The organism is Pseudomonas medicaginis, assembly GCF_965119365.1.
Classification (GTDB): domain Bacteria; phylum Pseudomonadota; class Gammaproteobacteria; order Pseudomonadales; family Pseudomonadaceae; genus Aquipseudomonas.
Genome location: NZ_OZ221631.1, coordinates 6,833,100 through 6,850,471, shown reverse-complemented (window position 1 = coordinate 6,850,471; position 17,372 = coordinate 6,833,100). Strand labels below are relative to the sequence as shown.

General features: G+C 61.7%; 11 protein-coding genes. 9 read left to right on the top strand and 2 right to left on the bottom strand.

What is annotated here, in order from left to right; genetic code table 11:
* The first annotated feature begins 4 nt into the window (after positions 1–4).
* The 5 genes from etfB to ACMTA2_RS30245 all read left to right on the top strand — a co-directional run bounded on the left by etfB (position 5) and on the right by ACMTA2_RS30245 (position 9,544).
* A complete protein-coding gene (gene etfB / locus ACMTA2_RS30265; protein WP_413792998.1) occupies positions 5–775 on the top strand; it encodes an electron transfer flavoprotein subunit beta in 771 nt (256 codons plus the stop codon).
* 318 nt (positions 776–1,093) lie between these two features.
* Positions 1,094–1,660, top strand: coding sequence for a GNAT family N-acetyltransferase (locus ACMTA2_RS30260; RefSeq protein WP_413792997.1), 567 nt, complete (start codon positions 1,094–1,096; stop codon positions 1,658–1,660).
* 1,127 nt (positions 1,661–2,787) lie between these two features.
* Complete coding sequence (locus tag ACMTA2_RS30255; protein WP_413792996.1) at positions 2,788–6,240, top strand: GMC oxidoreductase; 3,453 nt, start codon at positions 2,788–2,790, stop codon at positions 6,238–6,240.
* A gap of 163 nt (positions 6,241–6,403) precedes the next feature.
* The gene (locus ACMTA2_RS30250; RefSeq protein WP_413792995.1) at positions 6,404–8,272 is read left to right on the top strand and encodes a c-type cytochrome; all 1,869 of its coding nucleotides are present in this window, start codon (positions 6,404–6,406) and stop codon (positions 8,270–8,272) included.
* Between the two features lie 27 nt (positions 8,273–8,299).
* Positions 8,300–9,544: a metallophosphoesterase gene (locus ACMTA2_RS30245; RefSeq protein ID WP_413792994.1), complete on the top strand. Its 1,245-nt coding sequence runs from the start codon at positions 8,300–8,302 to the stop codon at positions 9,542–9,544.
* A gap of 104 nt (positions 9,545–9,648) precedes the next feature.
* Here the strand turns inward: ACMTA2_RS30245 and gbca are convergent, their stop codons facing one another.
* Entirely contained in the window at positions 9,649–10,941 is a 1,293-nt protein-coding gene (gene gbca, locus ACMTA2_RS30240) for a glycine betaine monooxygenase oxygenase subunit (RefSeq protein ID WP_413792993.1), read from the bottom strand.
* Positions 10,942–11,225: 284 nt separating this feature from the next.
* Between gbca and gbcB the strand changes: the two genes are divergently transcribed.
* Positions 11,226–12,326 (top strand): glycine betaine monooxygenase reductase subunit, encoded by a 1,101-nt coding sequence (gbcB, locus tag ACMTA2_RS30235; protein ID WP_014340584.1) that lies wholly within the window; start codon positions 11,226–11,228, stop codon positions 12,324–12,326.
* A 220-nt stretch (positions 12,327–12,546) separates the two neighbouring features.
* On the opposite strand, the gene ACMTA2_RS30230 is transcribed toward gbcB, so the two are convergent.
* Positions 12,547–13,587: a threonine aldolase family protein gene (locus ACMTA2_RS30230; RefSeq protein WP_413792992.1), complete on the bottom strand. Its 1,041-nt coding sequence runs from the start codon at positions 13,585–13,587 to the stop codon at positions 12,547–12,549.
* Positions 13,588–13,782: 195 nt separating this feature from the next.
* Between ACMTA2_RS30230 and ACMTA2_RS30225 the strand changes: the two genes are divergently transcribed.
* From ACMTA2_RS30225 to ACMTA2_RS30215, 3 genes are all read left to right on the top strand, one after another.
* Complete coding sequence (locus tag ACMTA2_RS30225; protein ID WP_413792991.1) at positions 13,783–14,487, top strand: TraX family protein; 705 nt, start codon at positions 13,783–13,785, stop codon at positions 14,485–14,487.
* Positions 14,488–14,834: 347 nt separating this feature from the next.
* On the top strand, positions 14,835–16,088 hold the full coding sequence (gene glyA / locus ACMTA2_RS30220; protein WP_413792990.1) for a serine hydroxymethyltransferase: 1,254 nt from the start codon (positions 14,835–14,837) through the stop codon (positions 16,086–16,088).
* 22 nt (positions 16,089–16,110) lie between these two features.
* Complete coding sequence (locus tag ACMTA2_RS30215; RefSeq protein WP_003177603.1) at positions 16,111–17,361, top strand: sarcosine oxidase subunit beta; 1,251 nt, start codon at positions 16,111–16,113, stop codon at positions 17,359–17,361.
* Positions 17,362–17,372 lie beyond the last annotated feature (11 nt).

Sequence of the window (17,372 nt, the reverse complement as noted above, 5' to 3'; positions counted from 1 at the left end):
GTTGATGAGTACCCAAGTGATCAGCCTCGTGTCCATCGGCGCCCACCCGACTTCCGGCCGGCCCCGGCGTGCCGAACAGGACGCCCGGGCCGTGGAGCTGGGCCTGCAACTGGCCGGCAACGACCTGCAAGTGCTGCACGCCGGTGATGCGGCCGAACCGGCCCTGCGCGCCTACCTGGGCATGGGCCTGGACGAACTCCACGTCCTGGAAAATCCCGATGGGGCCGACGCCCTGCCAGCCCTGACCGCTTACCTGCGTGATGCTGGTGCCCAAGTGGTGCTCACCGGTAGCCAGGCGGAAACCGGTGAAGGCTCGGGCATGCTGCCCTTTTTGCTGGCGGAGAACCTCGGTTGGCCGCTGGTGGTAGGGCTGGCCCAGGTCGAGTCCATCGACGGTGGCGTGGCCCTGGTGCTGCAAGCCTTGCCCCGCGGGCAACGGCGCCGTCTCAAAGTGCGCCTGCCGTTCCTGGCCACTGTGGATAACGCCGCGCCAAAACCACGGCAAAGCGCCTACGGCCCGGCCCGGCGTGGGGCGTTGCATGCCGAGGAAGTCGAAGTGATCGATGACGCCTTGCTGGCGGTGGCGACCCTGCAACCGGCCAAACCACGGCCCAAGCGCTTGAAAGTGATCAAGGCCAAGAGCGGCGCCGACCGCATGAAAGCGGCTACGGCCAAGGCCAGTGGTGGAGGCGGGCAAGTACTCAAGGGCGTGAGCCCGGAAGCCGGGGCCGAGGCGATTCTCAAGTTGTTGATCGAGGAAGGGGTTGTTCGCTAAACCCAGGAACACCTGAGTCCCTTTGTGGGAGCGAGCTTGCTCGCAATGGCGGCGTGTCAGCGAAGAAGATGTCGCCTGACATACCGCCATTGCGAGCAAGCTCGCTCCCACAGGGGGCATGTGTTGCCCATCATTGCTGTGCGTCTCTGTGGATAACCGCCCGGGCCCGCCGCAAACCAGGCCATCCAGGCCTGAACTCAAAAAAATACCCACCCGACCTGCTGCAACATCCGGCCATGAAACCACGGGGCCTGCCGGTTGCCGCGTCTCAAGCCTGTGGGTAAAAAAGCTCGTTTCATCGCCAATGGAGTCCCCTCAATGGAAGTAGCAATTCGTCCGGCCTTGCCCACGGACACACGCGAGATCGCTCGTTTGTTCCGGATTTCCTCGGAGGGTGCATCGGATTACATCTGGAGCCAGCTGGCGGAGCCAGGCCAGGATCTCCTTGACGTAGGCGCCGCGCGTTATGCCCGGGAAAATGTCGATTTTTCCTACCAGAATTGCCTTGTCGCCCAGGCGGATGGCCGGATCATCGGCATGATGCACAGTTACGTAACGCGCGAGGATCCGCTGGTGGCTCCGGTGACCGATCCGGTCCTGGCGCCCTACGCCGACATGGAAATCCCCGACACTCTCTATATCTCGAGCCTGGCCCTCCATGAAGGTTGGCGCAACAAGGGGTTGGGCGTGCGTTTCCTCGAGCTGGCGCAACAGCGTGCCGATCAACTGGCACTCAAGGGCCTGAGCCTGATCGACTATGCCGCGAACACCGGCGCCCGGCGTTTTTATGAGCGCCATGGCTTTGGCATCGTCAAGACCTGTCAGGTTGTCCCCCATCCGATGATTCGGGTGACGGGGGAGGCGTATTTGATGCATCGGCCTTGATCGACACGGCGGCAACCCTGGCGCGGGGCATAAGTTGGCCCAAATCCCTGTGCGGGCTTGCTCGCGAAGGCGGTATTTCAGGCTACATTTTTGTCGCTGACACACCGTATTCGCGAGCAAGCTCGCTCCCACCGGTAGGTTTAGGGGGTTACCCACAATCCCTGTGCGCGCCTCTGTGGATAACCTGTTCGCCCCTCGCTGCACCCCATGAAAATCAGGCCCTGCCAGCCTGCGATCAAAAAGTAGCCAGTCTAACCCACGGTTTTTATTGGCTTTTGGTTGTGAATAACGATTCCCCCCAACCGAAACTTGCCCCCAATCTCTGTTGGCGCTTCTGTGGATAAGATGTTCGCTCAACGCTGCAAGCCATACAGGGCGGGGCGTTCAGTGGGTTGATCATAAAATGATCTATTGGCGTTTTTTATCAGGAAAACCTCCGGAAAACGGCGATTTACAAGCTGTTCATGGGGTTTTCCACAGAATCGTCAAAATTACCCCCAAACGCTGTTGGCGCTTCTGTGGATAAGGTGTTCGCTCACCGCTGCAGCCCTTGCTTGTCGGGGCTTACAGGGGATTGGTCAAAAAACAACCGACAGGTCAGTAAAACCGTCATTGTTTATAAGTCACGGTTTTTATTCACTTTGCCAGGGATAAAATGCCCGACCTACACACACTTGTCCCCATTTGCTGTGGGTGGCCGTGTGGATAACTTGTTCGCCAAACGCTGTAAGCCACAGCCGGCATAGCACAAATCGCAATAGGTCAAATTTCATACAGTTCTAAGGAACAACCTTGACGCAGCTGTGTCGGCTGTCTTCACTTCCATGGCACAAGGACATCGCGGTTTTATCCACATCAGGTTCAGGGAGAACACATGATGGATAGCAAGGTTCCCCGCTCGCACCCGCTCTCCCCGCTGAATTGCGTCCCGGCACCGCCCACCTCGCTGTACAAACGCATCCGTCGTCGCGCCGCCAATCAGCGTGCGCGTCTATAGCGCCCTGGTTTTTCCCGTAGCACCGCTGACTGCCGCTGGACCCTGCACGGGGACAGTGGCCAGGCGTTCGTGCGCCTATCGATTTGCAGGCAACCGCAGAGTTGCCCCTTCTGCCTGAGAGGACTTGAACATGACACGGATCTCTACCCCCATCAGTGACATCCAGGAACACTACGACGTGATCGTCATCGGTTCCGGCTACGGCGGCGGCATTGCTGCCTCGCGCCTGTCCCGGGCCGGGCGCAAGGTGTGCCTGCTGGAGCGTGGCCGGGAAATCCAGCCTGGCGAATACCCCAACACCCTGCTGTCGGCCACCGAGGAACTGCAAGTTCACGACCCTGACGGCCACATCGGCTCGCGCACCGGCCTGTTCGACCTGCACGTCAACGCCCAGCAGAACGTGGTCGTCGGTTGTGGCCTGGGCGGCACGTCGCTGATCAATGCCAACGTTGCGCTGGAGCCGGAACCGGGTGTGTTCGACGACCCGCGCTGGCCCCTGGCGGTGCGGGAACACCGCGACACGTTGCTCAAGGACGGCTACGCCCGGGCCCGGGAGATGCTCAAGCCTAACCCCTATCCGGCGTCGGAACCGAACCTGCCCAAGCTCGACGCTCACAAGAAGTCAGCCGATTACCTCAAGCAGGGCGCGCATTTCTACAAGCCACCCATCAACGTGACCTTCGACAAACTGCCCAACAACCTCAACCACGTTGGCGTTGAACAGTTGCCCTGCAACGGCTGTGGCGATTGCGTCTCGGGCTGTAACAACAAGGCCAAGAACACCACGTTGATGAACTACCTGCCGGATGCGTGGAACCACGGCGCGGAGATTTTCTGCCAGGCCGAGGTGCGGCACCTTGAGCGCGACGGCGACGGCTGGATTGTTCACTTCCAATACCTGGACAGCGGCCGCGAGCTGTTCTCGGCCCCCACATTGTTCGTACGGGCCGATATCGTCGTGGTGTCCGCCGGCACCCTGGGCTCCACCGAAATCATGTTGCGCTCGCGGGACAAGGGCTTGGCCATGTCCAGCCAACTGGGCGAGCACATGAGCGGCAACGGCGACATCCTCGGCTTTGGCCACAATTGCGATCAGGTCATCAACGGCGTCGGCTTCGGTGCCCATTCGGCCAAGGAACTGGAACCGGTGGGGCCCTGCATCACCTCGATCATCGACATGCGCACCGAGGGCGACTGGCGCAGCCGCATGGTCATCGAGGAAGGTTCGATTCCCGGTGCCCTCGGCCGGGCCATGGTGCCGAGCATGGCGGCGTTCGCCGAAATGATCGGCGTGCCCACCGACACCGGTTTCGGTGCCAGCCTCAAGTACAAGGGGCGGGAGGCCGAGAGCTTCCTGCGCGGGCCGTACCATGGTGCGCTGCATAACATGCAGACCTACTTGATCATGAGCCATGACAACGCCAAGGGCCGCATGCTTCTCGACAACAAGGACCAGTTGCGCATCGACTGGCCTGGCGTCGGCGAACAGGAGAACGTGACCCTCGGCAACGAGCGGCTGCACCAGAGCACCAAGGCCCTGGGCGGGATATGGGTCGAGAACCCGATCTGGACCAAGCTGCTCAAGCACAGCATCGTCTCGGTCCATCCCCTGGGCGGTTGCGTGATGGGTGAAGACGCGACCCAAGGCGTGGTCAATCACAAGGGCCAGGTGTTCAGCGGCAACAGCGGCACCGATGTCTACCCGGGCCTGTACGTGACCGACGGCGCGGTGATTCCCACGTCCCTGGCGGTCAACCCGCTGCTGACGATCTCGGCCGTGAGCGAGCGCAACATGGGGTTGCTGGCAGCCGACCGCGGCTGGACCATCGACTACACGCTGCCCTCGGCCCCGCGCAAGCCGGTGGCAGCGCCGACCCTAGGCGTGCAGTTCACCGAAACCATGAAGGGCTACTTCTCCACCGCCTTCACCCAGCCCCAAGGCACCGATCTGAGCCTGTACGAAGCGGCGGCCAAGCGGGGCAAGGCCGACAACTCACCCATCGAATTCACCCTGACCATCACCGCTGCCGACCTCAACCGCCTGATCAAGGAGCCGGAGCACGCCGCAACCCTGGTGGGCACCCTCGATGCACCGCTGCTCTCACCCCAGCCGCTGGTCGCCAGCAATGGGGTGTTCAACCTGTTCGAGCAGTACCAGGAACAGGTCGGCGTGCGGCACATGAACTACGACATGAAGCTGACCGCCGAAGACGGCAGCGACTATTACTTCAGCGCCTTCAAGACCGTGCCCGAGGACAACGGCGTGCTGAACATCTGGCCCGACACCAGCACCCTGTACGTCACGCTCTACCGCGGGCCGGACAAGACCGGCGCGGTGCTCGGCTGCGGCGTGATGCACATCCTGCCGGCTGACTTCGCCAAGCAGATGACCACCATGAAAGTGCTCAATGCCCGCAACGAGCGTGAGCGCGTGGAGGCGCTGGCGCGGTTCGGCAAGTTCTTTGCCGGGATCCTGTGGGAGAGCTACGGCGGTGTCTTCGCCGGTGATGTCTACTTCAACCCGGACGCGCCGCCCCGGTTGAAACGGCCGCTGGATGCACCGGCGCCCGTCGTGCATTTCTTCCAGACCGAAGACAACGTGGAGCTGCGCCTGACCCGTTACCAGGCCGGCACCAAAGGCCCGGTGATGTTGGTTCATGGCCTGGGCGTGGGCTCGAATATTTTCTCCACTGACACCATTCACACCAACCTGCTGGAATACCTCTGCAAGCACGAATACGACGTCTGGCTGTTGGATTTGCGGGTGAGCATCCTGCTGCCGGCCAGCAAGAACGAATGGAATGGCGACCAGGTGGCCCAGTACGATTTCAAGGCCGCCATCGAGCAGATCCAGCAAGCGACCCTGGCCCGTGACGTGCAGTGTGTGGTGCATTGCTATGGCGCGACGACGTTCTTCATGTCGATGCTGGCGGGCCTGCAGGGCGTGCGTTCGGTGGTCTGCTCGCAGATCGCCGCCGACACGGTGGTCGCGACCGCCACCGGGCTGAAGGCCGGTTTGCATTTGCCGGGGATGCTCGATGCCATCGGCATCAAGTCCCTCACGGCCTACGCTGACACCAAGGAGAGCTGGTTCAACAAACTCTACGACAAGGCCCTCAACGGCTATGCCCGGATCGAGGCCCAGGGCTATTGCACCAACCCGGTCTGCCATCGCATCACGTTCATGTATGCGTCGCTGTACCGCCACGACACCCTCAACGAAACCCTGCACGACAACCTGCATGAGTTGTTCGGCGAGTCGAACATCCAGACCTTCGAGCACCTGGCGCTGATCGTGCGCAAGGGGCACCTGGTGGACTTCAAGGGCAACGACGTCTACATGCCGCATTTCGACCGGCTGAAGTTGCCGATCTGCTTCATCAGTGGCGCCGACAACCAGTGCTACCTGCCGCAAAGCACCCTCAAGACCTACGAGCGACTGTGCGAGATGCACGGCCCGCAGTTGTTCAGCCGCCACGAAGTGCCGGGGTACGGTCACATCGACTGCATGTTCGGCAAGGATGCGGTGGTGGATGTGTATCCGATCATTCTTGAGCACTTGGAAAAGACTGCCCTCGGTTGACGCAAGACCGAGGGGGCTGCATCGCGAGCAAGCTCGCTCCCACAGGGGCCATGTGCCGCTGATTTTGTGCACGCCATACATCCAGTGTGGGAGCGAGCTTGCTCGCGATGGCGATCGTCAGAGCGCCGCAATATCGTGAGCCAAGAATAAGGAAAAGGATGCCATGAACACTTACATCCGCTGGTTCCAACGCATCATCTGGGTCGGGATTGTCATGAACATGTTCTTCGCGATCCCGGCGCTGTTCGCGCCGGCGTTGCTGACGTCCATGATCGGCCTGCCCCCCGTATTGTCCGACCCCTGGCTGGAGAACGCCGGCATGTTGCTGGTGGGGATCAGCCTGTTCTACATGCCTTCGGGGTTCAACGCGCCGCGTTTCGTGGTGCATTCATGGTTGTGCGTGCTGTCGAGGCTGGTGGCGGTGGTGTTCTGGGTCTACCTGATCAACACCAATAACCAGGGTCAATTATTCGTGCCGATGTTGATGGGCGACCTGAGCATGTTCCTGATCCTGGGCGTGCTGTTGTACCTGGGCAGCCCGATGGCCAATCGTCCAATGGCCTTGCTCTGCGCCGGTTGGCGGGAATGGCGTGCCGGCTGGGCGCTGCGCTGGCAGAGCCACGCTTTTAAGGTCGGCACGTTGGTGGTGTTATTGCTGCTGGGTTTCATCGGCTACCAGACCTGGTACCAGATGATCCGGGAAGTGCCGCAACCGGACTTCGCCTCCGACGAAGACCATTACAAATACGCCGCCATCGGCTTGGGCATCGAGGCGCGGATTCCCTACTACCTGTTCGCCGTGCTACCGCAGATGTGTCCGGAAAAGCTGCCCAAGCCGGGCGGCTACGAGGTGTTCGGTTTCCTTTATGAAAATGGCAACGACCTGCCCATCGGCATGGCCAAGCGGCAACTCGGTTACCCCACTGTCGAACCCAACTGCGCCCTGTGCCACACCGGTTCCTACCGGGCCAATGCCTCTGACGTCGCGGTTCCGGTCGCCGCCGCGCCGGCCAATACCCTGCAACTGCAGGCCTTCCAGTGGTTTGCCTACGAATGTGCCAGCGACCCGAAATTCACGCCCGATGCGGTGATGACGGCGATCAATGGCAAGTTCCAGCTGGGTTTTTTCGAAAAGCTGTACAACCGCTACCTGATCATCCCGATGGCCAAGAGTGCGCTGCTCAAGCAGAAGCAGGCCTACGCCTGGCAGAAGCTGCGTCCGGCCCAGGGGCCAGGGCGGACCGATACCTTCAACCCGACCAAAATGGTGGTGTTCGGCTTCCCCGATGACTCCACCATTGGCACCGTGGACTTGCCGCAGGTCTGGAACCAGAAACCCCGCGAGTCCATGTACCTGCATTGGGACGGCAATAACAACCAGATCCATGAGCGCAACTATGCAGCGGCCATGGCCGTGGGCGCCACGCCGGAATCGGTGCTGCCACCGAGTTTCAACCGGGTGACCAATTGGCTGCTGGGCCACAAGGCACCGGCCTGGCCGTTCCCCCTGGACTCGGCGAAAGTCGCCCAGGGCAAACCGATCTGGGAGAAAAACTGCGCCGGCTGCCATGATTTCGGTCGCAGCGACACCGGCCAGGTCACCACCAACATCGACCAGTTGGGCACCGATCCTCATCGGCTGAATTCCTTCACCACCGGGCTGGTGACGGCGTTCCACGGCTTCAAGAAACCGCCGTTCGACTTTGGCGCCTACCGCAAGACCCAGAGCTACAGCAACACGCCCACCGACGGCATCTGGCTGCGGGCGCCTTACCTGCACAACGGTTCGGTGCCGACCCTGTGGGATTTGCTGCAAGCGCCGGAGCAGCGTCCGCAGGTGTTCTACACCGGCTCCGACATCTACGACCAGGAGAAGGTCGGCTTCATGACTGGCGGCGCGCAGATGAAGGCGTCGGCGGATTTCAAATACGACACCCGTCTGGAAGGCAACCACAACGGCGGCCACCTCTATGGCACGCAGCTGTCGGAAGTCGACAAGCGGGCCTTGATCGAATTCATGAAGACCCTGTAGCCCAGGGCATAACGAAGGAGCGTCCACATGTCATTACTGCATCATTGGGAACATGAGTTCGACAAGGTCAAGGTCCGTCTGCATGGGTTGGTCACGCGGCTGGAGATGTCCTGGAAAAAACTCGTCAACGACCTCGAACCCGAGGAGTTCCAGGCCATCGTCAAGCTGCTGCAGAGAGGCCACGACCAGGCCCGGCACGTCATCGAACACGGCGACCTGCCGGACGACGAGCCGGCCGTGCCATGGGAATTGGCCCACGGCCTGTCGATCCTCAAGATCGGCAACGCCACGCCCTTGCCGCAAAGCGAAGACGAACTGCCCACCCGGGTGCTCAAGGACGGCACCCTGTTAGGCTGTCGCAAATGGGAACTGCTGGACCTGCTGTGGAGCGAGGCACTGCTCAAGTGGATCGAAAACCTGCGTCACCACGCGCCGTTCGCCACCCAACCGGCGCTGGTGAAAATGGACAGCGACGTGGTGCTGGCCATCGCTGGCGACTGGGGCACCGGGCCATTCGACAGCCACGCCCCGGCGGTGGCGGTGGCCAACCAGATGCAATTGGCCCAGGCCGATTTCACCATCCATCTGGGTGACGTGTATTACGCCGGCACCCATTCCCAGGAAGACGTCGACATGGTCGGCTGGCCCCAGGGCAAGCATGGCTCGTTCACCCTCAATTCCAACCACGAGATGTACAGCGGTGCCCACGGCTATTTCAAGGAGTTGGCCAAGCGCTTCCCGGTGCAGCAAGGCACCAGCTACTTTGCCTTGTACAACGACGACTGGCTGGTGGTCGGCCTGGACAGCGCCTACGCCTCGGACGCGATGAACCTGTACATGGACGGCACCCTCAACACCCAGCAGATCGAGTGGATGAAGACCCTGCCCAAACGCAAGAAATTGATGGTGCTCAGTCATCACCAGGGTTTCGATATTTCCGGGCACAACAAGACCGCCCTTTACCAGCCGGTGTGTGATGCCTTGGGGCGTGAGCCGGATTATTGGTACTGGGGGCATTTGCACAACGGCATCTGCTACGCCACCCAGGGCGGCTTGCATGCGCGATGCGCCGGGCATGGGGCGATTCCCTATGGCACCACCAGCGAGTTGAACGGGCATGCCCGGGTGCTGTGGTCGGAGACGCAACTGGCGGGAGACGAGGCGTATCCGGAGCGGGTGTTGAACGGGTACGTGAAGGTGCGGTTGGTGGGGGAAAACATCGAAGAGACGTTTTATGGGGAGGATGGGTCGGTGCGGTGGTCTTCGAAGTAATCAGGTGAATGTCAGGCCGCTATCGCGAGCAAGCTCGCTCCCACAGGTTTTGTGAACGACACAGAACCCCCTGTGGGAGCGAGCTTGCTCGCGATGCTTCTGACTTAGCCCTGGACCGGCACGCCCTTGAGGTACGGCGCAGGTTCTGCCCCCAGGTTGTTGAGCATGCGCTCGCTGTACCAATCCACGAAGTTCACCACCCCGAACTCATAGGTCTTGGAGTACGGGCCAGGCTGGTAGGCGGTGGAGTTGATGCCGCGCTGGTTTTCTTCGGCCAGGCGACGGTCCTGGTCGTTGGTGGCGTCCCAGACTTCGCGCATGCGCGCCACGTCATAGTCCACGCCTTCGACTGCGTCCTTGTGCACCAGCCACTTGGTGGTGACCATGGTTTCCTGCGCGCTGATCGGCCACACGGTGAACACGATGATGTGGTCGCCCATGCAGTGGTTCCACGAGTGCGGCAAGTGCAGTATGCGCATCGAGCCCAGGTCCGGGTTCTTGATGCGGCCCATCAGCTTGGCGCAGCCTTGCTTGCCGTCCATGGTCATCGACACAGTGCCCTTGAGCAGCGGCATGCGCACGATACGGTTGCGCAGGCCGAAGCTGGCGTGGGCGTAAGGGATTTTCTCGGCATCCCAGGCGGCGGCGGAAGCGGCCACATGGTCCTTGAACGCCTGGTCGGCCCGCGGGTCGGTGACGTCATCCCATTCCAGCAGGGTCTTGAGCAGTTCCGGGTGCGAACCGCCGCAGTGGTAGCACTCGCGGTTGTTTTCCAGCACCAGTTTCCAGTTGGCCTTTTCCATCAAGGTGGTTTGTACCGCCACCTTGGTGTTCTCCATGTCGTAGGGTTCCATGTAGTGGTTCAGCGTCGACAGGAAGTCGTCGATGGCCGGCGGGTTCTCGGCCAGGCTGATGAAGATGTAGCCGCCAGCGGTCTTCACGTTCACAGGCTTGAGGCCGTACTGCTTCATGTCGAAGTCGGCGCCCATCTCGGTGCCGGCGAACAGCAGGCGACCGTCCAGCTCGTAGGTCCACTGGTGGTAATGGCAGACCAGCTTGGCGACCTTGCCCTTGTCGCTGGTGCACAGCCGCGAACCGCGGTGGCGGCAGACGTTGTGGAACGCGTGCACTACGCCCTCGGCGCCGCGAATCACGATGATCGGGTTCTTGCCGACTTGCAGGGTCAGGTAGTTGCCCTTGGCCGGGATTTCGCAGGTCATGCCGGCGATCAGCCATTCCTTCTGGAAGATTTCCTGCATGTCGATATCGAACAGGCGCTCGTCGCTGTAGAACGGCTGCGGCAGCGAGAAGGTGCGCTCGCGCTCCTGTAGCATCTGTGCGGTGGCCTTGCGTGCGGGTTCCAGCGGATCGCCCAGGCTTAGGGTAGTGGTGTCCATCGTTTTATCCTCGTGGCCCTCTAAGCGGAGCCGGTGAAAATGACTAATCGGTTGTGCTACGCAAGGCAGAAAACTTCGTTTATCTGTTGGGGCGAGTGTGGGGCCGCGCAGGGGGCGAACCTTATCCATGGGCGACATGGCCCAATCTGTTCCCGACGCGCAAGCCCCGGTAGTTGGGGGCTGGTCGCGATAAGTATGTGAATGTCGCAGATAGGTAAATGGTCACCCAGGCGCCTGCGCACAATCGCCCTCATGAAGGCCGACAGTCGGCCGTGGAGATCAGCATGTCCAATAACTTCCTGAACCCGGTCACGACCCAGACCTGGGCCAATGGCCGACATATCGTACGTTGCGTCAAAGTCATCCAGGAAACCTGGGATGTGCGCACCTTTTGCTTCATGGCCGACCAGCCGATCATGTTCTTTTTCAAGCCTGGGCAATTCGTCACCCTGGAGCTGGAAATCGAAGGCCAGCCGATCATGCGCTCCTACACCATCTCCAGTTCGCCGTCGGTGCCCTACAGTTTTTCGGTGACCATCAAGCGCGTGCCGGGGGGCAAGGTGTCCAACTGGTTGCACGACACCCTGCACGAAGGCCAGGAGCTGGCGGTGCACGGGCCGGTAGGGTTGTTCAACGCCATCGATTTCCCGAGCCCGAAAGTCTTGTACCTGAGCGGTGGCGTGGGAATCACGCCGTGCATGTCCATGGCGCGCTGGTTCTACGACACCAACGCCAATGTCGACATGACCTTTATCCACAGCGCCCGCTCGCCCAAGGACATCATCTACCACCGCGAGCTGGAACACATGGCGTCGCGGATCGACAACTTCAGCCTGCACCTGATCTGCGAAAAACATGGCCTGGGCGAGCCCTGGGCGGGCTATCGCGGTTATCTGAACCACAAGATGCTGGAATTGATGGTGCCCGACTTCCTCGATCGCGAGGTGTTCTGCTGCGGCCCGACCCCGTACATGACTGCGGTCAAGCGCCTGCTGGAAGCGGCCGGCTACGACATGAAGCGCTATCACGAGGAATCCTTCGGCGCTACACCACCGGAGGCCCGCGCCGACGCCGTGGAACAGGCCGAACAGGCTGCCGACGCGCCGGAAGTCGATGCGGCGGACCTGCACCTGGTGGAGTTCACTTCCTCGGGCAAGAGCATTCGCGTGGGGCCGGGCGAAACCGTGCACGCCGCCGCCGCCAAGCTCGGCATGATGATCCCCAAGGCCTGCGGCATGGGCATCTGCGGCACCTGCAAGGTGCTGAAGCTGGGCGGGGAAGTGGAGATGGACCATAACGGCGGGATCACCGAGGACGACGAGGCCGAGGGTTATATCCTGTCGTGCTGCAGCGTGCCGAAGGGGGATGTGCGGATCGAGTTCTGATCCGTTCTCTCTGGCGGGTGATGAGCTCTTGTGGCGAGGGGATTTATCCCCGCTGGGCTGCGAAGCAGCCCTAAAGCCCAAAAACGCGTTTGCATCAGGCTGACCGAGTTGGCTGTTTGGGGGCTGCTTCGCAGCCCAGCGGGGATAAATCCCCTCGCCACAGGTTAACCATGTTCCCAGGCCAAACAGTGGTCCGGCCCGGTCTTGGATGAGTCTTTCCTCAGCCGGCCATCACTTCCCGAATATCCGCCGCCAATTCCCGCACCCGCGCCTCTTCGGTGTCCCACGAGCACATGAAGCGGGCGCCGCCCTTGCCGATGAAGGTGTAGAAGCGCCAGCCCTTGGCGGTCAGCGCGGCGATGGCCGGTTCCGAGAGTTGCAGGAACACGCCGTTGGCCTGGACCGGGAACATCAGTTCCACGCCGGGAATGTCGCTGACCAGCTCTGCCAGCAATTGGGCGCAGTGGTTGGCGTGACGGGCGTGCTTGAGCCAGGCGTCGTTCTGCAACAGGCCGACCCAAGGCGCGGAAAGAAAGCGCATTTTCGAAGCCAGTTGCCCGGCCTGTTTGCAGCGATAGTCGAAGTCTTCAGCCAGGTCATGGTTGAAGAACAGGATCGCTTCACCCACCGCCATGCCGTTTTTCGTGCCGCCGAAGCACAACACGTCCACACCCGCCTTCCAGGTCAGGTCCGCCGGTGAGCAGCCGAGGAAGGCGCAGGCGTTGGAAAAGCGCGCGCCGTCCATGTGCAGGTTCAGCCCCAGCTCCTTGCAGGTGATGCTGATGGCGCGGATTTCATCCGGCGTGTAGACACTGCCGACTTCCGTGGCTTGGGTCAGGGTGACGACCCGAGGCTTGGGGTAGTGGATGTCCTGGCGCTTGAGGGCGATCTCGCGGATCGAGTCGGGGGTCAGCTTGCCGTTTTCGGTGCGCGCCACCAGCAACTTGGAGCCGTTGGAGAAGAACTCCGGCGCGCCGCATTCATCGGTTTCGACGTGAGCGGTTTCCGAGCAGATCACGCTGTGATAACTCTGGCACAGCGAGGACAGGGCCAAGGAGTTGGCCGCAGTGCCGTTGAACGCGAAGAACACTTCGCAGTCGGTTTCGAACAAGGCCCGGAAATCGTCCGCCGCGCGGTGGGTCCACTCATCGTCGCCATAGGCGCGTTGGTGACCCTGGTTGGCTTCTTCCATGGCTGCCCAGGCTTCGGGGCAAATGCCGGAATAGTTGTCGCTGGCAAACTGTTGACTCTTGTCGGTCATGGCCTTGCTCCTTGAATAGAGAGTCCTGGGTAAAGAGATCCCTGGCGGAATGCCCGGATGGGGCATTCCATGGTTCGGCGTGTTTGGGTCCACAGCGCCGTGGTCGATACTGGTGCGCACTTTACCCAAGATTAGGGAGGGAACACACCGGATGTTTCTGTCGGAAAGTATCAACGTCATCGCGCGGCTTTATACATGAGCCGGCGTGACGGCGCCCTGGACCTGCTCAAGTGGCTGGCTCTTTTGTCGATGGTCCTCGATCATCTGCGATATGTCGGTTTTTCCGTCGATTGGCTGTATGTGCCAGGACGGTTGGCATTCCCGTGGTTCTGCCTGGCGATGGCGGCGAACCTGGCGCGCGGTGGTACCCACGTCGCTCCATGGCGTTACCTGGGCTGGCTGCTGCTGTTCAGTGCCATCAGCGAAATCCCCTATCGCCTGTTCATTCCCGACCCCACCACCCTGAATGTGATGCCAACCCTGGTGTTGGGGTTGTTGGTGGCGCGTTGCTGGCAGGCGCCCACCCTGGAGGCGCGTTGCCTGGCCGCGATGGCATTGCTACTGGCGGCGCTGTTTTCGTCGCGGCTGATGTTCGGGTTCTTCGGTGTGCTGCTGCCGCTGGCCATGCTGCTGGTATTGCGTCGGCCCTGGTACTTCGCGGTGTTGCCGGGCGTGGTGTGCGTGGCGGCTAATCAATGGCGGGTGCTGTATGGCGCGGCGTGGCTGGGGGATGAGGTGGCGTTGTGGGGGTTGTTGGCTTGTCTGTTTGCGCCAGGGTTGGGGATGTTGCTTTTGCGACAGGCGGGTCGTTTTCGTCCTCCGGCGATGCGGCGTTGGGCGTATGGCCTGTATCCGGCGCATTTTTTGGTGTTGCTCGTGGTTCGCCAGCTGTCGGCCTGAACAGAGTCCTGTGGCGAGGGGATTTATCCCCGCTGGGCTGCGAAGCAGCCCCAAGGCGCCTGACTCAATCAATCTGACGCACCCACATGCCTGGTTTCAGGGCCGCTTCGCGCCCCAGCGGGGATAAATCCCCTCGCCACAAGGACCGGGTCTCTGGTTCAAGCAGAACCATGCCCCCAGTCCAAACAGGGCCGTGTCTGTTCCTATGTCGTAAACGCACCTTTGCGTGGCGTCCATAGGCATTTGACCTGCCTGCGCCAGCCATACCATCGCATCCAAAGGGCACGACCGAAAGGTCCGTGCCTCACCGAGACGAAAGGCGCACCGCCGCCGCTGGGAGAGACGCGATGTTCAGCAAGCAAGACCAAATCCAAGGCTACGATGATGCACTGCTGGCGGCGATGAACGCCGAAGAGCAACGTCAGGAAGATCACATCGAGCTGATCGCGTCGGAGAACTACACCAGCAAGCGCGTGATGGAGGCCCAGGGCAGCGGCCTGACCAACAAGTACGCCGAAGGTTATCCGGGCAAGCGCTACTACGGTGGCTGCGAGCACGTCGACAAAGTCGAAGCCCTGGCCATCGAGCGCGCCAAGCAGTTGTTCGGTGCCGACTACGCCAACGTCCAGCCGCACTCCGGGTCTTCGGCCAACAGCGCCGTGTACCTGGCCCTGCTGCAGGCCGGCGACACTATCCTGGGCATGAGCCTGGCCCACGGCGGTCACCTGACCCACGGTGCCAAGGTGTCGTCCTCGGGCAAGCTCTACAACGCGGTGCAATACGGCATCGACACCACCACCGGCCTGATCGACTACGACGAAGTCGAGCGCCTGGCGGTGGAGCACAAGCCGAAAATGATCGTTGCCGGTTTCTCCGCTTACTCCAAGACCCTGGACTTCCCACGTTTCCGCCAGATCGCCGATAAGGTCGGTGCCCTGTTGTTCGTCGACATGGCCCACGTCGCTGGCCTGGTGGCCGCCGGTCTGTACCCGAACCCGCTGCCGTACGCCGACGTGGTCACCACCACCACCCACAAGACCCTGCGCGGCCCGCGTGGCGGCCTGATCCTGGCCAAGGCCAACGAAGAAATCGAGAAAAAGCTCAACGCCGCGGTCTTCCCTGGCGCCCAGGGCGGCCCGCTGATGCACGTGATCGCCGGCAAGGCGGTGTGCTTCAAGGAAGCGTTGGAACCTGGCTTCAAGGCTTATCAGCAGCAAGTGATCGATAACGCCCAGGCCATGGCTGGCGTGTTCATCAAGCGCGGCTACGATGTAGTGTCCGGTGGTACCGATAACCACCTGTTCCTGGTCAGCCTGATCCGTCAGGGCCTGACCGGCAAGGAGGCTGATGCTGCCCTGGGCCGCGCCCACATCACCGTCAACAAGAACGCCGTGCCGAACGACCCGCAATCGCCGTTCGTGACCTCGGGCCTGCGCATCGGCACCCCGGCGGTGACCACGCGTGGCTTCAAGGTTACCCAGTGCGTCACGCTGGCCGGCTGGATCTGCGACATTCTCGACAACCTCGGCGATGCCGATGTCGAGGCCAATGTCGCGCAGCAAGTGGCGGCCCTGTGCGCGGACTTCCCGGTTTATCGCTGAGTCGGTTTTGGAGTAAATGACTATGCAACGCTATTCGGGCTTCGGCCTCTTCAAGCACTCACTCAGCCATCACGAAAACTGGCAGCGGATGTGGCGTACGCCGACCCCGAAAAAGGTCTATGACGTGGTCATCGTCGGCGGCGGCGGGCATGGCCTGGCGACCGCCTACTACCTGGCCAAGGAACACGGCATCACCAACGTGGCCGTGGTCGAGAAGGGCTGGTTGGGCGGCGGCAACACCGCGCGCAACACCACCATCGTTCGCTCCAACTACCTGTGGGACGAATCGGCCCACTTGTACGAACACGCGATGAAACTCTGGGAAGGCCTGTCCCAGGACCTGAACTACAACGTGATGTTCTCCCAGCGTGGCGTCTACAACCTGTGCCACACCCTGCAGGACATCCGTGATTCCGAGCGTCGCGTCAGCGCCAACCGCCTCAACGGCGTGGACGGCGAGCTGCTCAACGCCAAGCAAGTGGCCGACGAGATCCCGTACCTGGATTGCTCGAAAAACACCCGCTACCCGGTGATGGGCGCTACCGTCCAGCGTCGCGGCGGCGTAGCCCGTCACGACGCCGTGGCCTGGGGCTTTGCCCGGGCGGCGGACGCGCTGGGCGTGGACCTGATCCAGCAGACCGAAGTGATCGGCTTCCGCAAGGAAAACGGCGTGTGCATCGGTGTGGAAACCAACAAGGGCTTCATCGGCGCCAAGCGCGTCGGCGTGGTGACTGCCGGTAACTCCGGGCACATGGCCAAGCTCGCGGGCTTCCGCCTGCCGATCGAGTCCCACCCGCTGCAAGCGTTGGTGTCCGAGCCGATCAAGCCGATCATCGACAGTGTGATCATGTCCAACGCCGTGCACGGCTACATCAGCCAGTCCGACAAGGGCGACCTGGTGATCGGTGCCGGTATCGACGGCTACAACGGCTATGGCCAGCGTGGTTCGTACCCGGTGATCGAACACACGGTCCAGGCCATCGTCGAGATGTTCCCGGTGTTGTCCCGCGTGCGCATGAACCGCCAGTGGGGCGGTATCGTCGACACCACGCCGGACGCCTGCCCGATCATCTCCAAGACCCCGGTGCCGAACATGTTCTTCAACTGCGGTTGGGGCACCGGCGGCTTCAAGGCCACCCCGGGCTCGGGCAACGTCTTCGCGGCAAGCCTGGCCAAGGGTGAAATGCACCCGCTGGCCGCGCCGTTTTCCATCGACCGTTTCCACAACGGCGCACTGATCGACGAACACGGCGCTGCTGCCGTCGCCCACTAACAGGAGAAATC